A 16,220-nucleotide genomic window follows, 5' to 3' on the forward strand; every position below is an offset into this window, starting at 1 on the left:
CTACTGGCCGGTGAAGAGGGTGGCGAACCGGGTGCGCAGCTCGCGCTTGAGCACCTTGCCGGTGGGCCCGAGCGGGAACTCCTCCGCGGTGCGGGCGATCCGGACGGCGGCGAGCGCGGCCAGACCGGCCCCGGCCAGCGCCTTGTTGGCGGCCTCCAGGACGTCCTCGGCCCGCGCGTCCTCGGCCTGCGCCTGCAACTGGACCACCGCGACGGGCCGTTGGCCCTCGCCGGCCGTGCCCGGCACACCGATCACGGAGCAGTCCCGCACCAGCTCGGCGCAGTCGGCGAGCAGCACCTCCTCGATCGGCAGGCTGTAGACCGGCCCGGCCGCGGTGTCGATGACGTCCACCGTGCGGTCGAGGTGGTAGAACCGGCCCTCGGCATCGCGGCGGGCGACGTCCCCGGTCAGCCAGTAGCCGGCCAGCTCGAAGCTGCCGGTGAGGCGGGCGTTGTTCCAGTAGCCCGGTGTGCGGGACGGCGTGTCCACCGCGAGCAGCCCGACCGCGCCGTCCGGGACCTCCTCGCCGTCCTGGTCCAGCACGGCCGCCCGGCGGACCACCTCCAGCGGCTTGCCGACACAGCGGTCGTCCCGGACGGTCTCCGGCGTGGTCACCTGGCCGAACAGCGCCATGCCCATCTCGGAGGAGCCCAGCCCGTCGACGAACTGCGAGCCGGGGAGGGCAGGTTGCCCTGCCTTCTCGCTCGGCAGCAGCCACGGCCGGATCAGCCCGGCCGGGCGCTCGCCCAGCCTGACCAGCCGGCGGATGTGCCCGTAGTGCGCGCTGTCACCGGTGTTGAACCAGGAGTGCACCTTGGCGGCGCCCTTCACCGGCAGCTCCCCGGTGGCGAGTTCGACGAAGGTCCGCGGGAACGAGGCCACCATGGTCGGCTCGAACGCCTCCATCACCGGCTCGACGACCGAGCGCCGCCAGTCGGCCATGACCACCGTCGGCAGGCCGAGCAGCGTCGCGGTGAGGAAGTAGCTCAGGCCGCCCGCGTGGGTGTGCGGCATCAGCGACATCAGCCGGTCGTACGGCTCCGCCGGGAACCGCAGCATGCGCGGCTGCTTGCCGTCCCAGAACTGGCGGTGCGCCAGCATCGTCGACTTGGGCGTGCCGGTGGTGCCGGAGGAGTGGATCAGCGCGACCACGTCGTCCGCCGCGTGCCGGTACGGGTACACCGCCGGGAGCCCGCCGGAGGCGTCCGCGTCGAAGGCCTGCACCTCGGCGGCGAGCGCGAGGAACCGGGGCCGGCGCTGCGGGTCCTGGCGGTAGGCGGCGGCCAGGCGGGTGGTGTCGTCCGCGACCACGCCGACCACGCCCACGTGGTTGAGGTAGCGGACCATCACGTCGTGCCGCATCGCGTCGTTGACCAGGGCCGGGACGGCGCCCAGCGCGCTCAGCGCGAGGAAGTGCAGCAGCGGTTCCAGCCCCTCGCCGATCACCACGGCCACCGGCTCTCCGGGGCGCACGCCGTTGGCGTGGTACCAGGCGGCGTACCGGTCGCGCAGGGCGGCGAGGTCGAGCAGGCTGTGGCCGCGCAGCACGACGGCGCCGCGGTGATCGGTGTGGTGGCTGTAGGCGAAGGGGACGGCGCGGTGGGGGTTCACCGCGATGGCGTGGTCGAGGAAGTTGCCGGCGCCGAGGTCGGGCTCGGTCATCAGCCGCTCGCGGGCGGCGAGGGGCGCGACGGGACTCTGGTGGGAACTCTGGTCGCTCATGGCGTCTCCTGGGGGGGGTGGCCCGTGGCCGGGTTCTCGTGGAACGGGCGGACGGGCTTGGTGGTGTGGGAGATCTGGTGCTCGGCGGACGGGTTCGTGCGGTGGTGGTGCCGGACTGCCGCTCCGCCGTCCTGCCCGGACGTACGGTGGTGCGGCGGGGGGCGAGCGGGGCGGCCACCGGGCCGGTCCGTGATCGGGCCGCGGGTGCTCGGGCCGCAGGCTGCGACCGGGCCGGGAGGTGATCGGGCCTCGGGCAGTGACCGGCCCGCGGTGATCGGTCGGCGAGGCGCTCAGGCCTGGGAGTCGAGGATCTCCGCGACCACGCGATGCCCGGAGCGGACCGCACCCTCCAGCAGCCCGAAGTACTCGGTGCTGGTCTCGGTGCCGGCCCAGTGCACCCGGCCGTGCGGGGCGGTCAGCGCCGGCCCGAGCCGCAGCCAGTCGCCGGGGCCGAGGAGGGCCGCGTAACACCCCATGCTGTACGGCTCGTTGACCCAGTCGGTGATGTGGAAGCCGATCGGCTCGGGGAGCATCGGGAAGAGCCGGGCGGCCTGCGCGACCGCCGAGGCGCGCTGCTCCGCCCCGTCCAGGGCGGCGAACCGGTGCGCCTCGGCGCCGGTGACGAAGCCGGTCAGTACGCCGGTCGGTGCGCCGGCTGGCGAGTCGTCGACCGTCGAGAGCAGCGGGCCCTCGGCGTTGACCGACCAGCCGGAGAGCCCGTGCTCGCGCCAGAGCGGCGTCGGGTAGACCAGGTGGACCTTCACCGCACAGCCGCGGCCGGTCCGTTCGCCGGAGCGGGGCGCGGCCGGCGCGGGACGCTGTTCGAGCGCGTCGGCGAGCAGCGGCGGCAGCGCGACCACCGCGACGTCCGCCCGGTACTCGCCCCGCGCCGTACGGACGGTGACCCCGTCCTCGTCCTGACGGACCGCCAGGGCCGGCTCGCCGAGCCGCAGCCGCCCACGGGGCGAGGAGACCAGCAGGGCGGCCAGCCGTTCGCAGAGCAGGTGCGCGCCGCCGGCCACCCGGTCCTGCTGGGCGCCGCCCTCGAAGGCGTTGAGATACCGCAGACCGCCGCCCGAGCGGAGGTAGAAGGCCATGTGCAGGACGGAGACGTCGGCCGGGTCGGCGGCCATCATCTCGCCCAGGAAGAGCGGGAAGAAGAGCCGGGCGTCCGGGTGGGACAGCTCCTGCTCGGCCCAGTCTGCGGCCGTCAGGGTGTCCAGCCGCTCGGCGTCCGGGGTGAGCCAGGGCGCGTCCGGCCGTACGGCGGCGGTGAGTTCGGCGAGCCGGTCGAAGAGGTCACCGAGCGCCACGGCGTTGAGCGGCGGGAATCGGCCGTCCCGGGTGGCGTGCCCGCCGCCGGTCCGGTCGCCGGCCTGGTCGCCGCCCGGGTCTCCGCCCCGGTCGCTGCCGAGCGCGAAGCGGCTGGCGCCCAGCATCGTGGTCGGCGTGGTGCCGAGGTCCAGTTCCTTGAGGAGGGCGAGGAGTTCGGTGTGCCGGTCGCCGAGGTAGGCGGCCCCGGCGTCCACCCAGGCGCCGGGGGAAACCTCGATCCCGTGCGTCCGACCGCCGACCCGGTCCCGTGCCTCCAGCACGGTGACCTCGACCCCGCGGGCCGCGAGCCCGGCCGCGGCGGTCAGCCCGGCCGGCCCGGCCCCGACGACGACGGCGGAGGCGACGGTGGCGCGTCTCCGGCCGCTCATCCGGCGGACGCGATCAGCTCGGCGAGGCCGGCCGGGGTCGGCACGAGCACGAAGTCCTCGAAGGACAGCTCGACCCCGTAGGTGCGGGCGACGGCGCTCAGCACCCGGGTGGCGATGAGGGAGTCGCCGCCGAGGAGGAAGAAGTCCGAGTCCGCCGCGACGTCGGCGCTCTCCAGGACGCGGCGGAAGATCACCGCCACGCCCTCCGCGTCGGCGGACGTGGTGTCAACGCTGGTCATCAGTGCTCTCCTTTGACCTGTGGGTGCGCCTGTGGGGCACCTGGTGGTGGCCTGGCAAGAGGCCCGGCCGGGGCGTGCGGGGTCGTGCCCCGCCCTCGGCCGTACCGGGCCCCGGGGCCGGCCGCGTCGGGGCGGGCAGGGGTGAACCCGTCCCGTTGGCTAGTGCTGCGACGGAGCCGAGGGAACCGACGAGACCGACGGGACCGACGGGACCGGGGCGGCTCCGGGTGTCCGGCCGGATCCCGGTCCGTGCGGGGCGTGGCGGCGGTGCGAGCCGGCGCGGTCGACCTTGCCGCTCGCGGTGAGCACCAGTTCGGGGACGACGGTGATCCGGCTTGGCACGAGATGGCCCGGCACCCGGCCGCGCAGGTAGGCGCGGACGTCGGCGTCGAGCGTGCCCGCCGTGGCGCCGGGACGCGGCACCACGTACGCGACCAGCACCGATCGGCCGGCCACGGTCGCCCCGGTCACGGCGACGGCGGTGACGCCCGGGTGGCCGGCGATCTCCGCCTCGACCTCGGCCGGGTCCACCCGGATGCCCCGGACCTTCAACTCGCCGTCCAGCCTCCCCCGGTGGGTCAGCACCCCGTCCGGCGCGCGGCTCACCCGGTCGCCGGTGCGGAACCAGCGGACCTCGTCGACGACGGCGAACCGCGCCCCGGTGGCCTCCGGCAGCCCGTGGTACCCGAGCGCCACCGCGGGCCCGCCGACGATCAACTCGTCCTGCTCGCCGATCCGTTCCAGGACGTGCGGGAGCGCCCGGCCGATCGGCACCCGGGCGCCGGCCGCCCACGGCCGCGCCCGCTCGGCCGCCCGCGGCCCGTGCAGGTCCACGGCATGGGTGATCAGCGTGCTCTCGGTGGACCCGTAGGTGTTGAGCAGCCGGATCCGGCCGGTGTCCAGGGCGGCCCAGTCGGCGAGCCGGGCCGGGTTGGCCGCCTCGCCGCCGATCACCACCAGCCGGACGGAGCCGGGGAGCGCCTGCCGTTCCTCGGTGAGGTGGAGCACCAGCTCGTTCCAGAACGCGGTCGGCAGGTCCAGGACCGTGATCCGCTCACGCTCGACCATCCGCAGGAACCGGGGGAACGAGCCGGAGTGCGCCTCGGCGTCGAGGACGAGGGTGGCACCCGCCGTGAGGGTCGGGAGGATCTCCTCGAAGCAGGTGTCCCAGTTCAGCGAGGCGAACTGAAGCACCCGGTCGTCCGGCGTCAGCCCGAACAGCTCGCGCAGGGACGCCACGGCCACGGAGATCGCCCGGCGGGGCGTCACGACGGGTTTCGGCTGCCCGGTCGAACCCGACGTGAACAGGAGATAGGCCGGCTGCTCCGGATCGATCCGGCGCGGCTCGCCCGCCGGCGGCCCGGCCATCGGATCCGCCGTGTCGGGACCGGCTAATCGCGGCAGACCGACCAGCACCAGGGCCGGCCCGTCCAGGCCCGGCTCCAGGCCCCACCCGTCCAGAAGCGGCCCCGCCAGAAGCGGCCCCGCCGGAAGCGGCCCCGCCGGAAGCGGCCCCGCCGGAAGCGGCCCCGCCAGGGGCGGCCCCGCCAGGGGCGGCCGGTCCGGGCCGTACCGGTCGTCAGGGCCGGTGGCGGTGGCCAGTCCGGTGCGGCACCCCACCGCCGTCAGCATCGCCTGCCGGCGCTGTGGCGGGATGGCCGGATCGACCGGGCAGTACGCGCCGCCCGCCGCCAGCACACCGAGCAGCCCGACCACCGTCTCCGGTGTGTGGACCGCCGGCACGGCGACCACGCCCGGATCGGCACCGAGCCGTTCGGCCAACACGCCCGCCAACATGCCGAGTTGGCGATAGCTCAGGACGTGTCCGTGGTGGACAATCGCCGGTCGTGCAGAAAATCGGCCCACGGTTTCCGTGAACGCGTCAATCAGGTCGGAAGTGGCTCCGTTGATGTTGCGGTTATTTGTCATGCCCGCCCCAAAGAATGCCGTGCGAGCCCTTGTCGGTGCTCGGCGAGCCGGGACTCTACCTTCGAACATGCGTAGCCACAATGGATGTTGAGGATGCTGCTTCAAGGATGTGTGGTTGACATGTGAACGAGGCGAGGTCCAGCAGGGCGGACCCCTGTGACTCCAGCGACTTCGATGAGCGATGCCACGGCGACGGAGAGTGATTTCCGCGGGGGATTTCCCGTCCTGTGGTTTGCATACGATTGACAGGCCCGGCATTTCCCGGAACACGGGCGGATCCCACCGCCATCGCACTGCCCCGGAGACCTTGCGTACCGGAACGGTGCCGGAGTTCCCGCGGATTGCGACCGAAGAAGCGAACCCCCGCACCCACCGGGCGGAAAGACCGGCGAAATCCCGTGCCGAATCCGCCAGGAGGATGACGGCGAGCCGTAGAGGGTTCTCAGGCGACGGTCGGACTGCGGCGCTCGACCAGCACGACGTCGCGCCAGCGGCCGTGGTGGCGGCCCAGACGCTCGCGGGTGCCGACCACGCGGAATCCGGCCCTGATGTGCAGGGCGAGGCTGGCGGTGTTCTCCGGGAAGATACCGGACTGCACGGTCCAGATGCCGGCGGCGTCGGTGGACGCCAGCAGCGCCCGCAGCAGGACCAGGCCGACGCCTCGGCCCCGGGCCTCGGGGTGGACGTAGACGGAGTGCTCGACCACCCCGGCGTACGCGCACCGGCCGGAGACCGGCACCACCGCGGCCCAGCCCAGCACCCGGCCGCCACCGTCGACGGCGGCCAGGCGGTGCTCCGGGAGCCGGGCGGCGTCGAACACCTCCCAGCTGGGGGCGGTCGTCTCGAAGGTGGCGTCGCCGCCGTCGATCCCGGCCTGGTAGATCGCCAGGACCTGCTCGGCGTGTGCGGGGAGCATCGCGGCGACGGTCACCGGTGCACCCGTCACTCGGCGGCCTCGATGCCGAGCTCGGCCAGCAGGGCGCGGATGCGCTGCCCGATCCGGTCGCGGATCGGTCGGACCGCTTCCACGCCCTGGCCCGCCGGATCCTCCAGCTCCCAGTCCAGGTAGCGCTTGCCGGGGAAGTACGGGCAGGCGTCGCCGCAGCCCATGGTGATCACCACGTCGGCCGCCCGCACCGCCTCACCGGTGAGGACCTTGGGCACCTCGGCGGAGATGTCGATGCCGACCTCGCGCATCGCTTCGACCACGGCCGGGTTCACGGTGTCGGCAGGGGCGGAGCCGGCCGAACGGACCTCGACCCGCTCCCCGCCGAGACGGGCGAGGAAGGCGGCGGCCATCTGGGAGCGGCCGGCGTTGTGCACGCAGACGAACAGCACGGACGGGACGGCGGGAGTAGTCACGAGCGGATCCCTTCGACGGGGGGAGGGCGGGAGGGCGGGCCGGGTCAGCGGCCGGAGGAGGCCGGCTGGTGCTCACCGTGCGGAACGACGACGTCCTCCACAGCGGCGGGCACGGGGCGGCCGAACAGCACGGCGACCAGGGCGACACCGACGGCCAGCCCGGCCAGCTGGGCGACGACGAACGGCAGGACCGAGGCAGGGGCGATGCCTGCGAAGGTGTCGGTGAAGGCCCGGCCGACCGTCACGGCCGGGTTGGCGAAGCTGGTGGAGGAGGTGAACCAGTACGCCGCGCCGATGTAGGAGGCGACCGCGACCGGGGCGAAGTGGGCGCGGCCGGTGCGGGCCAGGCCGAAGATCAGCAGGACCAGGCCGGCGGTCGCCACCACCTCGCCCAGCAGGAGGTGCGGGTCCGAGCGGTCGTGGGTGGACCAGCGCACCAGCGGCTCGGCGAACATCGCGTCGGCCAGCACCGCTCCGCCGGCCGCCCCGGCGACCTGCGCCGGGACGTAGGCGGCGGCCTCGCGCAGGCTCGGTCCCTCCCCGCTTCGCCGGCCGGCCCACCAGGCGGCCAGGGTGACGGCGGGGTTGAAGTGGGCGCCGGAGACGGGGCCGAGCAGGGCGATCAGCGCGCCCAGGCCGAACACGGTGGCCAGGGAGTTGGCGAGCAGCTGCACGCCGACGTCCGGGGACAGCCTGGTGGCCTGGATACCGGAGCCGACCACGACGGTGACCAGCGCTCCGGTGCCGACGAACTCGACCGCGGCCCGGCGCCCCAGCGGCGCCGTCCCCGTCATCTCGCCTCCCCGGCGGCCACGGCGGCGGTGCCGGCCGGAGCCTGGAGCAGGGAGGACAGCTTGGCCAGGGCAGCGGGCAGCACCCAGTAGTAGACCCACGTCCCGCGCCGCTCGGAGCCCACCAGACCGGCTTCCCGCAGCACCTTCAGGTGGTGGGAGATGGTCGGCTGGGACACGTCGAACGGGCCGGTCAGGTCGCAGACGCAGGCCTCGCCGCCCTCATGAGAGGCGATCAGTGACAGCAGCCGCAGCCGCACCGGATCCGAGAGTGCCTTGAACGCCTTCGCCAGGTCGACGGCGGCCTCCTCGCCCAGCGGCTCGCGGACCATCGGCGAGCAGCACGCAACGGCGTCGTCCTGCCCCAGGACGACCAGCTCTGATTTCGACATACGTCTATGTTGACAGCCATCTAAGCGAAGAGGCAAGCTCGCTATATCGACAGCTGTCGATACAAGACCTCTGGATCAGGGAGACCGCCATGTCCCGTGTTCAGCTCGCCCTGCGCGTCGCCGACCTCGAAGGCTCCATCGCCTTCTACTCCAAGCTGTTCGGCGCCGAGCCCGCCAAGCGCCGCCCCGGCTATGCGAACTTCGCCATCACCGAGCCCCCGCTCAAGCTCGTCCTCATCGAGGGCGAGGCCGGCGCGGACACCCGCCTCGACCACCTCGGCGTCGAGGTCGAGAGCACCGGGCACGTCACCGCTGCCGCCACCCGGCTCAAGGAGGCCGGCCTGGCCACCTTCGAGGAGGCCGACACCTCCTGCTGCTTCGCACTGCAGGACAAGGTCTGGGTGACCGGCCCCGGCCAGGAGCCCTGGGAGGTCTACGTGGTCAAGGCCGACGCCGACACCCTCGGCAAGAGCGGCGCAGCTCCGGACGCCTGCTGCGGCACCACCGCCTACGGCACTCCGGCCTGACGTGGCGTGGGGTGGCCGGGCCCCCACCCCGGGCACCCCAACTCCCCCGCAGTCACAGCTTGGTAACGTCCCGCCAGCCCCCTGGATGTGCCATTGCACATATCACATTATGCTCCTCATGAGAAAAGCCGTAGCCTTGTTCTCGGCGGCCGCAGCCGTCGTCGCCTTCGGCGGAGCGTCCGCCAGCGCCGCATCCGACACACCCGCCCCCGAGGACGTCGGCCAGGGGAAGCTCGTCTGGAGCTCCTGCAACGACGCCGCCACGCCCGCGTTGCAGTGCGCGATGCTCGACGTGCCGGTGGACTACGCCGACCCGCGCGGCCGCAAGATCAAGATCAAGGTGAACCGCCTCCCCGCAACCGCACCCCGGGACAAGCAGCAGGGCCCGATCCTGCTCAACCCCGGCGGCCCCGGGGATTCCGGGCTCTGGATGCCCGCCTACATCTCCGGGCAGATCCCGCAGGACGTCGCCTCGACCTACGACTGGATCGGCTTCGACCCACGCGGCACCAACGGCAGCGATCCCCATGTCGTCTGCGACGCCCACTACTTCGACGGCGAGCGCCCCGACTACCAGCCGAGCCAGGGCACATCGAAGGCCTGGCTGGCGAAGGCGGCCGGGTACGCCGCCAACTGCGCGGCCGACTGGTCGTGGCTCCTGCCGCACATGACCACCGTCGACAACGCGCGCGACATGGACAGCATCCGGCGGGCTCTCGGCGTCCGCCAGATCAACTTCTACGGCGGATCCTGGGGCACCTCGCTGGGCTCCACGTACGGCCAGCTCTTCCCCTCGCACGTGCGGCGGATGGTGCTGGACAGCATCGTCGGCCCGACCATCAGCTGGTACGACCACAACATCCTTCAGGACAAGGAACACCAGCGCCGCTTCGACGCCTTCGCGGCCTGGACGGCCAAGGCCGACTCCACCTACCACCTGGGCACCGACACCGCCGCGGTCAAGAAGGCCTACGACCAGGTCGAGGCCGCCCTGCGCACCGACCCGGTGGACGCCGCCCCGGCCGCCGGGAAGATCGGCCCGGCCGAGTTCGAGGACACCTTCTACGGCGGCGGCTACAACTTCCTGCGCTGGCCCCGGATGGCCACCGTCCTCTCGGCCTACCTCACCCAGCACGACACCCGGCCGCTGAACATCGCCTACAACCGCTACGCGGCGCCCGGCGGCGACGACGGCGCCTTCCCCGCCTACAACGCGGCGCAGTGCACCGAGAACGCCTGGCCGCGCGACTGGGAGTTCTGGAAGAAGGACCAGGCCGAGGTCAACGCCGTCGCGCCCTTCTACACGTACAACAACATGTGGTACAACGCGGCCTGCATGTTCTGGCCCTCCCAGGGCAACCCGGCCGGCCGGACGAAGATCACCGGCAAGGGCCTGCCGCCCGTCCTGCTCTTCCAGGCCACCGAGGACGCCGCCACCCCGTACGAGGGCGGCCTCGCCATGCACGACGCGCTGGCCGGCTCGAAGCTGGTCGTCCAGACCGGCGGCAGCTTCCACGAGATCCTCTTCCACGGCAACGCCTGCCTGGACGACACCTTCACCGCCTACCTCCGCGACGGCAGCCTCCCCAAGGGCGGCGGCCGCATCGCCAAGACCTGTGCCCCCGAGCCCGAGCCCGACCCCGTGTACGTGACCCCGCCGCCGGCCCTCGCCGGCAAGACCACCACCGCCGTCACTCCCCTCGCGCCCACCGACCCCGAGGCCGTCCACGGCGTCCTCCGCTGACCGACGGCCACACCCGCGCGGCCGTCGGCGCCCCGCCGGCGGCCGCGCGGGGCCGTCCGGGCGGTGCCGCGGGGCCGTCCGGGCGGTGGCGGCCAACGCCGCGCTTCCAAGCGACAGCCGAACCCCGTCGGCGCGAGTCCGAACAGCGGGATCCCCTGCGGCTCCGGCCGGCCCCGCCTCCCTCCGGAGCATGCGTGCCGACTCCGCCGATGCCTGGTCGATGCTCGCCGCCGCTACCTCGGTCGTCGATGCGCACGCCCGGCACTTCGGCGCGTACCCGTAAGACGAGTTGGACGCAGGCGGCGATCGCGGCCGCGGTCCCTTGACTCGGGGCAGGCCCAGGAGGGACGGTGTACGTATACGACATAAATGTGCGCCGTAAAGACCCGTAAAGACAGTCGCAGGGTGGCGGCCCCTGTCGCGCCCTCCCCGAGCTCCACGAACTCCGACCCGACCGCTGGAGCGATCATGTCGAGCAGCCACTACGTGGCCCTGCCGGACAGCGCCCGCGTTCCCCTCCACGGGGCGCGGGCCATCGGACCGGCCGATTCACGTACCCCCCTGACCGTCACCGTCTACCTGCGGCGCGACCCCGACGCGCCGCCCCGGCCCGACGTGTACGAGTTGGCGCTTCAGCCGCCGACCCGCCGCGCCGTCCCCACCGAGGACCAGTACGCCGCGACCCACCGGTGGCTGGACACCGACCTCAAGGCGGTCGAGGCGTTCGCCGCCGAACACCGCCTCGCCGTCTCCAACGAGAACCCGCTGGCCCGCAGCATCCAGCTGACCGGCACCACCGAGGATGTCGCGGACGCCTTCCAGGTCACCCTCGCCCGCTACCGCTACCAGGACGCCGACCAGAACCCCCGGACCTACCGTGGCCGCGAGGGCGTGATCTACGTGCCCGCGGAGATGCGCGACATCATCACCGGCGTGTTCGGCCTGGACGACCGGCCGATCGGCTCCCGCCTGCTGATCCGCCGGGCCGCCGACCGGATCCCGGTGGCCCACACCACCCCGGTGATCCGACCGGGCGCCTTCCTCCCGCCCCAGCTCGAGGCACCGTACGCCTACCCCGCCGATACCGACGGGGCCGGCCAGTGCATCGCCGTCCTCGCCTTCAACGGCGAGACGACACCGGGCGTCCCGTCCGGCGGTTACTCACTCGATGCCCTGCGCAACTACTTCGTCAACGTCCTGCACCGGCCCATGCCGGACATCACCAACGTGGTGGTCCCGGGCGTCGGGACACCCGGGAACGAGCCGGGCCAGGACGCCGATTTCGCCACCCCCGACACCACGGGCGAGATCATGCTCGACCTCGCGATCGTCGGCGCGCTCGCACCCAAGGCGAAGATCGTCGTCTACTTCAGCAAGTTCACCGAGCAGGGCTGGGTCGACGTGATCACCCGGATCGTCAACGACACCGTCAACAAGCCCTCGGTGATCTCCTCCAGCTACGGCAACGCCGAGCCGACCCTCGGCAGCCGGTGGACCAACGCGGCGATCTCCCGGGTCGACGCGGCATTCGCCAACGCGGCCGAGAAGAACATCAGCATCTGCTGCGCCTCGGGCGACGACGGCTCCCGCGACCAGGCCTTCGACGAGCGCGCCCACGCCGACTTCCCCGCCTCCAGCCCGCACGTGGTCGGCGTCGGCGGCACCCGCCTGGTGGCGAGCCAGGGGCAGGTCGTCAGCGAGACCGTCTGGGACGACGGCCCGGGCAGCCGGACGGGCGGCGGCATCAGCAAGGTGTTCCCGATGCCGGCGTACCAGGCCGGCGCGGGCGTACCGCCCTCGGTGAACCCGCCACACGCGCGCGGGCGTGGTGTGCCCGACGTGTCCGCGCTGGCCGATCCGCAGACCGGCGTGGTCATCCCGAGCGTGGACGGCGTGAACTTCACCCAGATCGGCGGCACCAGCGCCGCCGCCCCGATGTGGTCCGCCCTGCTCGCGCGCATCAACCAGGGGCTCGGCGCCCAGGTCGGTTTCCTCAACCCGCTGCTGTACGCGAAGTTCGCGTCGGGCGTCCTGCGGGACGTCACGAACGGGAGCAACGGCGCGTTCGCCTCGGGCCCCGGCTGGGACCCGTGCACCGGCTTCGGCAGCCCCGGCGGCCGGCAACTCCTGGACGGCCTCAGGGCCCTGTGAACCCTGTTCCGTCGACACCCGCGTTGCGGTGCGGGGCCGATCAGGCCCCGCACCGCACCCGTGTGAGGAGGGTCGGCCCCTGGGCTCACCGACCCTACGAATGATCAGTCGACCGGTGATCGGTTCACCCGTGATCAGTTCACCCGTGTGGAACGCGAGGCGAAACCGACCCCTCGTTCAGCAAGTATTTTCATTGCATCACCCAGGAATTCCACCATCCTGGGATGGTAGGAATCATGAAACTCCCTCATGGCGTCGTCTTCTGCATAGAAGAGCGCCATTCCGACGTAGGCCTCCCTCGTGGGGACGTAAAATCGGCAGGCTATGTCAAAGTGCCTGCGAACGAGCTCCTGAACGTGTCGGTCCCCGGGCAGGGAGTCGTCCAGGCAAGCCGCAATCTCCCTGTACAGCACGTCCCAGTCCTGGTGGACCTGGTTCCTGTCCACGTGCTCCCAGTTGTTGGTCTCGGCAAGGCTTTTCGCCTGCTCTCCTGCCAACGACCGGCGGCACTCGTCTTCGTACTGATTCCCCATGGGCACCAATTCTCATGATTCTTACGCCTCTTCAGCGGATTCCCCAAGAGGCGGCCAACATACCGACATTGACCAACTGCCGATCCAGGCGGAACAGTGACACACACCCGCCGGGTCGGCAAGCTGTTAATCGAGCGTGGATCCAGCGCTCCGGCGTGGTCGTCTGCAGCGGTGCCGCCGTGGGGAACCGGCGGTCGCGACGGCGGGTACCAGAACCGCGGGCGACCGGCTCCTGGACCACCTGCGGGTGGATCCGCCCGTCAGCGGACGCCGCCAGAGGCGGGGCGCGGCTGACGGGCGGAAGCGGCGGCATACGATCGGCGGGTGTCGGAGCGTACTGATTCCTCGTCATTGCCCCTGTCGGGCTCGGTGTCCGCAGCATCCTTGTCGTCCTCCTCGTCCTCACCCACGTCGGCCCGGTGGTCCAAGGACTCCGTCCTCTCGGTCGGCTCGGTCGGCTCGGTGCTCTCGGTGGGGTCGGTCGGCAGCGTGCTGTCGACCGGCTCGGCCGGTCCGACGCTGTCCGCGTTGTCGGCCGGGTCGTGCCTGGTCCTCGGATCGCCGCTGTCCGCGAACTCGCGGTGGTCGGTACTGTCCTGGCGCTCCCGGCACGGGCTGATGGCCGCGGGTGTCGTGGCGTTCGCCGCGGGTGCGGCACTCGCCGGCGGCCCGCGGCCGCGGCGCCGCGCCCGGTAGTGGCCGGCATGCGTCCGACGCTCCCTCCGCTGCGGCGCCTGGTGCGCAACCCGGCGTTCTGGTACGTCGCCGTGCTCGCCGCGATGTGGCCGGTCCTGCGACTGTTGCCGCCCGAGCGGGTGCTGGCGTTGCGGGAGTGGGCGTCGACCAACCTCGACAACCTGCGCCCGTGGCCGTCGGGCCACCCGGTCGAGTCGCTGGTGGTGTCCGTGTTCGTGCCGCAGAACACCGTCTGGGTGTGGCCGGTCTTCGCGCTGTCCGTGTTCGCGGTGGTGTCGGTGCTCGGCGCCCGCCGTGCGGTGGCGTCGCTGGCCCTCGCCCACGTGGCCGCGACCGGCCTGACGGAGGCGTTGGTGTGGTGGCGCATCGAGCACGGCTCGCTGCCGGCCGCCGAGACGCACGTGCTGGACACCGGCCCGTCCTACGTCGTCGTGGCCGCGCTGGCGGTGGCGATCGGACGGGCCCGTCCGGTGTGGTCACGCGCGGTGTGGCTGGTGATGCTGGCGGTGGCCGCCCCCGACCTGCTGTCCGGGATCGGGGACGGCGAGGTGTCCGCTGTCGGCCACGTGCTCGCCTTCACCGCCGGCCTGGCCATCGCGGGAGCCCACCGGCTCGGCCTGCCACCGGTGGCCCGCCGGCCCGCCCGCCCCGCACCGGCCGGGCCGTGAACCGGCGCACCGCGGCGCGCGGGGCCACCGCTGTGCGCCGGGTTCAGTGCGGGCTGGTGTCCATGTACGTGCCGGTCTCGTAGTTGTAGGCGGCGACCTTGATCAGAACGCCGCGGTCGGACCTGACCTGGGTGTCCATGCACGTGGTCGCGGAAACGCCCTCCCAGGTCCAGCCGCCGCTGCCGTTCGACGTCAGGATCCAGGGGGTTCTGGCCGTAGTGAGTGGTGAGGAAGTCACTCTCTCGCGAGGGGCGTCCTCCGGGCGGAGGACCCTCGTCGTGGTGCCGGAGGAGCGGCGGCTCGCGTGACCACTGCCGGGTCGCCGACAGCGGTGCGGCGGCGTCGAGGCGTCGGTGCCGGACTGTCGGCGCCAACGCGTCTCCGGCTCCGTGGGGGGAGCGTTACCGAGCCACGCTGGCACGGTGAGGACGGGGGGCGGCCCGCCGGAAGCCGAAGTTCCGCCATGTTCGGCGGGATCGGCCGATACAGAAGCCGAGCCGCGGCCCGGGACCACGAGCGCTTCGCCCCGTAGCCGGGCCGTGCGACCGGGGCAGGTCCGGATCACCCCGGAGCCGCCCCGTTGCCCGCCCCGGGGCGGCTCAGGACTCGGTGACGGCGTCCGGCGCGGCCCGCGGCGCGAAGGTGACGACGGCTTCGCTCTTCACCAGCCAGGCGACCCCGAACGCGAGGACGGCGACCGCCTCGCCGGCGTACATCAAGGTCAGGGGCGAGTCCCAGGTGAGGTGGAGGACGGCTCCGGCCGCGACCAGGACCACGCACGCCACGATCACCCAGCCGCAGACCAGGTACACCCAGTCGCGCGCGGGCCGCCGCCCACCGCTGGACGGGGAATCCGCGAAGAGCTGGAGGCAGAAGTACGCGAGTACGCCGAACAGGCCTGCGGCGAAGCAGAGATGGAACGTGCCGATGGTCGTCTGCGCGGTGGTCGGGTGTGGTGCGACCGACCCCGGTGGCTCAGCGGGGAAGAGTGCCACCAGGATCGCCAGGACGCCGGCCACCGAACTCAGGCGGTCCTCCCGGCGGTCGTGGCGATAGCAGATCAGGAAGACGCCGATGGCGCAGAGGCCACCGACGAAGACGTTGCGCATGTGGGTGTAGTAAGACGCGCTCATCGAGCTGAGCAGGGCGATGCGGGCGGAGGTGAGGCTGTTGCCGACGGGCAGGACGATCGGCAGCAGCAGGCCGAGGACGCCGATGCCCAGGCGGAGGCGTCGCACGGTCTGCTCGTCCTGGGCCTGGTGGTCGAATGAGGGGTGATCGGACATGGAACGGCCCCCTTGACGCGCTGAGGCTGTCGGGCCGCGGGCGGCGCGGCCGGGGAGCGGCGCACCACCAGGCGGCAGTCGCTGCGGGTGTACCCGCCCGGCAGGACCGGGAACCGGGTTCGCACCGATCCGGTGGTCGCGCTTGTGCGGTGGTCCGCTCCGGTCCCTCGCGCGCCGGCCCGAACCGGACCGGTGCACGACGGCTCCCCCGTGGCCGTACCCGGAGCCGGCGCCGCCCGGGAGTGCGCCATGCCCGTCCTCCGCCCACGCGCTGTCGCCCGCGCCGCCGAACCGGCGAGCGCTTCCCGGTGACCGAAGCCTGCGTCAGACTGTGGCGGCGCGGGCGGTCAGGCGCGCGGGTGGTCGACGACCGAACGGGGGCGGCATGGCGCGGAGCCGGACGAAGAAGCAGAAGCGACCGCTGGCCGAAGGGGCGGCTCGGCCCCCGGGGCCCACCGGAGGGAAGGGCGCGGGGAG

The 16,220-nt window shown here is 72.8% G+C and carries 14 protein-coding genes and 1 pseudogene; 5 read left to right on the forward strand and 10 right to left on the reverse strand.

Annotation, left to right across the window (positions count from 1 at the left end):
* From ACZ3YO_RS30980 to ACZ3YO_RS31015, 8 genes and pseudogenes are all read right to left on the reverse strand, one after another.
* Entirely contained in the window at window positions 1-1,722 is a 1,722-nt protein-coding gene (locus tag ACZ3YO_RS30980; RefSeq protein WP_465575904.1) for a class I adenylate-forming enzyme family protein, read from the reverse strand.
* Window positions 1,723-2,012: 290 nt separating this feature from the next.
* Window positions 2,013-3,470 (reverse strand): annotated as a pseudogene (locus ACZ3YO_RS30985) (flavin monoamine oxidase family protein); the annotation flags it as partial.
* Complete coding sequence (locus ACZ3YO_RS30990; protein WP_465575906.1) at window positions 3,422-3,664, reverse strand: phosphopantetheine-binding protein; 243 nt, start codon at window positions 3,662-3,664, stop codon at window positions 3,422-3,424. The pseudogene ACZ3YO_RS30985 and the gene ACZ3YO_RS30990, both read right to left, overlap by 49 nt.
* Window positions 3,665-3,823: 159 nt before the next feature.
* Window positions 3,824-5,851 carry an AMP-binding protein gene (locus ACZ3YO_RS30995; protein ID WP_465576021.1) on the reverse strand — a complete coding sequence of 676 codons (2,028 nt, stop codon included), beginning with the start codon at window positions 5,849-5,851 and terminating at the stop codon, window positions 3,824-3,826.
* Between the two features lie 184 nt (window positions 5,852-6,035).
* Window positions 6,036-6,509, reverse strand: coding sequence for a GNAT family N-acetyltransferase (locus tag ACZ3YO_RS31000; RefSeq protein WP_465575909.1), 474 nt, complete (start codon window positions 6,507-6,509; stop codon window positions 6,036-6,038).
* A gap of 26 nt (window positions 6,510-6,535) precedes the next feature.
* Window positions 6,536-6,955: an arsenate reductase ArsC gene (locus tag ACZ3YO_RS31005; protein WP_465575912.1), complete on the reverse strand. Its 420-nt coding sequence runs from the start codon at window positions 6,953-6,955 to the stop codon at window positions 6,536-6,538.
* Window positions 6,956-6,999: 44 nt separating this feature from the next.
* Window positions 7,000-7,749 carry an aquaporin gene (locus ACZ3YO_RS31010; protein WP_465575916.1) on the reverse strand — a complete coding sequence of 250 codons (750 nt, stop codon included), beginning with the start codon at window positions 7,747-7,749 and terminating at the stop codon, window positions 7,000-7,002.
* Window positions 7,746-8,138, reverse strand: a complete 393-nt coding sequence (locus ACZ3YO_RS31015) for an ArsR/SmtB family transcription factor (RefSeq protein WP_465575919.1) — start codon at window positions 8,136-8,138, stop codon at window positions 7,746-7,748. Before ACZ3YO_RS31015 ends, ACZ3YO_RS31010 begins: the two co-directional genes overlap by 4 nt.
* Before the next feature lie 89 nt (window positions 8,139-8,227).
* Here ACZ3YO_RS31015 and ACZ3YO_RS31020 point away from each other — a divergent pair, with 89 nt between their 5' ends.
* The 3 genes from ACZ3YO_RS31020 to ACZ3YO_RS31030 all read left to right on the forward strand — a co-directional run bounded on the left by ACZ3YO_RS31020 (window position 8,228) and on the right by ACZ3YO_RS31030 (window position 12,560).
* Window positions 8,228-8,665, forward strand: coding sequence for an ArsI/CadI family heavy metal resistance metalloenzyme (locus ACZ3YO_RS31020; protein WP_465575921.1), 438 nt, complete (start codon window positions 8,228-8,230; stop codon window positions 8,663-8,665).
* Between the two features lie 118 nt (window positions 8,666-8,783).
* Window positions 8,784-10,409, forward strand: coding sequence for an alpha/beta hydrolase (locus ACZ3YO_RS31025; protein WP_465575924.1), 1,626 nt, complete (start codon window positions 8,784-8,786; stop codon window positions 10,407-10,409).
* 468 nt (window positions 10,410-10,877) lie between these two features.
* Entirely contained in the window at window positions 10,878-12,560 is a 1,683-nt protein-coding gene (locus tag ACZ3YO_RS31030; RefSeq protein ID WP_465575927.1) for a S53 family peptidase, read from the forward strand.
* Window positions 12,561-12,694: 134 nt separating this feature from the next.
* On the opposite strand, the gene ACZ3YO_RS31035 is transcribed toward ACZ3YO_RS31030, so the two are convergent.
* Window positions 12,695-13,093 carry a TipAS antibiotic-recognition domain-containing protein gene (locus ACZ3YO_RS31035; RefSeq protein ID WP_465575930.1) on the reverse strand — a complete coding sequence of 133 codons (399 nt, stop codon included), beginning with the start codon at window positions 13,091-13,093 and terminating at the stop codon, window positions 12,695-12,697.
* A gap of 384 nt (window positions 13,094-13,477) precedes the next feature.
* On the opposite strand from ACZ3YO_RS31035, the gene ACZ3YO_RS31040 reads away from it, so the two are divergent.
* On the forward strand, window positions 13,478-13,789 hold the full coding sequence (locus ACZ3YO_RS31040; RefSeq protein WP_465575933.1) for a hypothetical protein: 312 nt from the start codon (window positions 13,478-13,480) through the stop codon (window positions 13,787-13,789).
* An 8-nt stretch (window positions 13,790-13,797) separates the two neighbouring features.
* Window positions 13,798-14,457 (forward strand): rhomboid-like protein, encoded by a 660-nt coding sequence (locus ACZ3YO_RS31045; RefSeq protein WP_465575935.1) that lies wholly within the window; start codon window positions 13,798-13,800, stop codon window positions 14,455-14,457.
* A gap of 599 nt (window positions 14,458-15,056) precedes the next feature.
* On the opposite strand, the gene ACZ3YO_RS31050 is transcribed toward ACZ3YO_RS31045, so the two are convergent.
* Window positions 15,057-15,743 (reverse strand): hypothetical protein, encoded by a 687-nt coding sequence (locus ACZ3YO_RS31050; RefSeq protein WP_465575938.1) that lies wholly within the window; start codon window positions 15,741-15,743, stop codon window positions 15,057-15,059.
* Window positions 15,744-16,220: the final 477 nt, after the last annotated feature.

Source organism: Kitasatospora sp. NPDC022785, assembly GCF_055561295.1.